Consider the following 3,239-nt stretch of genomic DNA (forward strand, 5'->3'; position numbering starts at 1 on the left):
CACCGAAGAGATCAAGACCCGCAAGGGCTGACCCCACACACCCTCCGCCCGGGGCCGCACGGTGAAACCACCGCGCGGCCCCGCACCGTTCCGGGGGACCATTGACGCAGGCCAGTCGCCCGGATAACTTCACCATACGGATTGTTGATTCCGATAGGCGGAAACGGCGAGAGTGTGGAGGGTGCGGTAATGGGTCAGCAGGAGAAGGTGGCGACGAGCCTCGCCGGCGCGGTCAGTGAGGACATCAGCGCCTCCCTCGCACCGGTGGACGCCGAGCTCGCCCGCCGCTACCCGGGAGACCCCGGCACCCGCCAGCCCATCCACACCGTCTACGCCCCGGGTGACGCCTTCGGCGCCGGCACCATCCGCTCCTGGGGCGACCAGGCCCTCGCGGCCCTCGACGAGCACGCGCCGGACGCCGGGACACTGGCCCGGGTCCTGGGCCTCTCCGACGAGCTCGCCGAGCCCGTGTACACCCGGGTACGGGCCAAGCTGGAGCGCGAGCCCATCGAGGACCTTCGCGTCGACTTCGAGGACGGCTACCACGGCCGCGACGAGGACGCGGACGCCGCCCGCGCCGCCCGCCTGATCTCCGAGGCTTACGCGAACCGCACCGCTGCCCCGTACATGGGCATCCGGATGAAGTGCATGGAGGCCGCCGTACGCGACCGCGGCATCCGCACCACGGACATCTTCCTCACCGGCCTGATGGAGCACGGAGGACTGCCCGACGGACTCGTCCTCACCCTCCCCAAGGTCACCTATCCCGAGCAGGTCACGGCGTTCGTCCGGCTCCTCGAAGCCTTCGAGAAGGCCCATGGCCTGGACGCCGGCCGGATCGGCTTCGAGATCCAGATCGAGACCAGCCAGTCCATCCTCGCCGCCGACGGCACCGCCACCGTCGCCCGCATGATCGACGCCGCCGAGAACCGCGCCACCGGTCTGCACTACGGCACCTTCGACTACAGCGCCTGCCTCGGCGTCAGCGCCGCGTACCAGGCCAGCGACCACCCGGCCGCCGACCACGCCAAGGCGATCATGCAGGTCGCCGCCGCCGGCACCGGCGTGCGTGTCTCCGACGGCTCCACGAACGTGCTGCCCGTCGGCTCCACCGAGCATGTCCACCGGGCCTGGAAGCTCCACTACGGCCTTACCCGCCGCGCCCTGGCCCGCGCGTACTACCAGGGCTGGGACATGCACCCGGGCCACCTCCCGACCCGCTACGCCGCCGTCTTCGCCTTCTATCGCGAGGGCATGGAGGCGGCAGCCGCCCGCCTCGCCGCGTACGTGGCGAAGACCGAGGGCGACATCATGGACGAGCCCGCCACCGCGAAGGCGCTCAGCGGCTATCTGCTGCGCGGCCTCGACTGCGGCGCCCTCGACAACGACGAGGTCGCCCGCCTCACCGGGCTCACCCGCGCCGAACTCGACGCCTTCGCCCGGCCGCGCCGCGGTGACCTGACGGCCACAGCCCAGTAACACGGGCCGGAGCGAACACCCCTGCCCCGTAGTCTGTACGCCACACCACAGGCGATCAGAGGAACGGGGCAGCGGTGTCTTCGGGGGAGAACGAGCGGCTGGCCGGCCGATACCGGGTGATCGGGCAACTGGGCCGTGGCGGCATGGGCGTCGTCTGGCGCGCCGTCGACGACGTCCTCGGCCGCGAGGTCGCCGTCAAGGAGCTGCGGACGTACACGGACTCGTCCGCGCCCGAACTGGCCGATCTGCGGCTGCGGATGCAGCGCGAGGCGCGCGCGGCGGCACGGGTACGCCACCCGGGGGTCATCGCCGTCCACGACGTCGCCGAGCACGAGGGCCGGCCCGTCATCGTGATGGAACTCGTCGACGGGCCGTCGCTCGACGACGTGCTCTCCGAGCGCGGTGTGATGGACCCGCGCGATGCCGCGGCCGTCGGCGCGCGGGTGATGGAGGCGCTGGACGCGGCCCATCGCGTCGGCGTGCTGCACCGCGACGTCAAACCGGGCAACATCCTGCTGGACCGCACCGGCCGTGTCGTCCTCACCGACTTCGGCATCGCCGCGATGGACGACCCCGGCGACGGCTCGACCACGCATCTGACCCGCAGCGGCGAACTGGTCGGCTCGCTCGACTACTTGGCCCCGAGCGTGCCCAGGGCCACGACCCGGGCCCCGCCTCCGACGTCTGGGCGCTCGGCGCCACGCTCTACGCGGCGGTGGAGGGCGCGTCGCCGTTCCGCCGTACGTCCACCTGGTCCACCCTCACCGCGATCGTCGTCGACCCGCTGCCCGAACCGCGCCGGGCCGGCCGGTTGGGCCCCGTCCTGCAGTCGCTGATGCACAAGGATCCGTCCCGGCGGCCCGACGCGGCCACCGCCGCGCGACTTCTGGACGAGGTCGCGGGCGGCCGGGAAACGGCGGACACGATGGGGCTGCGGGGCGTGGTGCGGCCGAGGACCGGGGCGCCCGGCGCAGACGCTGCGGCTGCGGTCGCCGGCCCGTCGGCAACGGGGCCGGAAACGGGCCCGCTGCTGCCCGGTGCCGACCCGGTCCCTTCCGGCACCGGGCCCCTGACGCCGACTGCCGACGCGAGCTCGCCGACGGCCGGACCGGTCCCCACCACCCGCAACGAAGTCCCGCACCGGCCACAGGGTTTCGGGCCCGCGGGCGCGGGGGGCGACGCGGGCGCGGAGAGCGGCGCGGGTGCAGCGGGCTTCGGCTCCGCCCCGTATGGTCCCCCGCAGCCGGCACCCGGTCGTGCCCGTTCCAAGTCGCTCATCGCCGCCGCGGTCGCCGCCGTGCTGCTCGCCGGGGGAGGCGTGACGTACGCGCTGGTGCACAGGGGCGAGTCGGCGCGGGCCGAGGCGGCGGGGAGCGCGGACGCGGGCCCGTCCGGGACGAGTTCCGGTCGGCAGCCGGATCCGGTCAGCCCCTCGAAGCCCGCGGCGAGCACCGGCGGGAAGCCGGCCGGCGGGGGTGACGACAAGTCGTCGAGCTCCCCGTCGCGCAAGCCGGACCCCGGCAGGAGCGGAGCCGCGGGCACGGGCGGCACCGACGGCGGCGGCACTGGCAGCACCGGAGGCTCCGCGTCGGGCGGCGGTTCCGACGGCGGTGGCACGTCCACCACCACCGGCGGCAGCAGCACCACGGGCGGCAGCAGCACCACGGGCGGGGGGGGGGGGGGGGGGGGGGGGGGGGGGGGGGGGGGGGGCGGAGGGGGGGGGGGGGGGGCCCACTTGTAGCGTGGAAAAGATAAGCGTT

1 protein-coding gene and 1 pseudogene are annotated in these 3,239 nt (G+C 74.3%); both read left to right on the forward strand.

All coding sequences use genetic code 11. From position 1 onward, the window contains the following. The first annotated feature begins 189 nt into the window (after window positions 1-189). Window positions 190-1,479, forward strand: a complete 1,290-nt coding sequence (locus AC0699_RS28325; protein WP_478665647.1) for a DUF6986 family protein — start codon at window positions 190-192, stop codon at window positions 1,477-1,479. 74 nt (window positions 1,480-1,553) lie between these two features. Beyond that, window positions 1,554-3,239: pseudogene (locus AC0699_RS28330) on the forward strand (serine/threonine-protein kinase); the annotation flags it as partial.

This window comes from Streptomyces sp. NPDC043870 (assembly GCF_056435785.1).

Bases quoted from the DNA above. Each gene is read 5' to 3' on its own strand.
- AC0699_RS28325 (WP_478665647.1), top strand. From the start codon at position 190: ATGGGTCAGCAGGAGAAGGTGGCGACGAGCCTCGCCGGCGCGGTCAGT.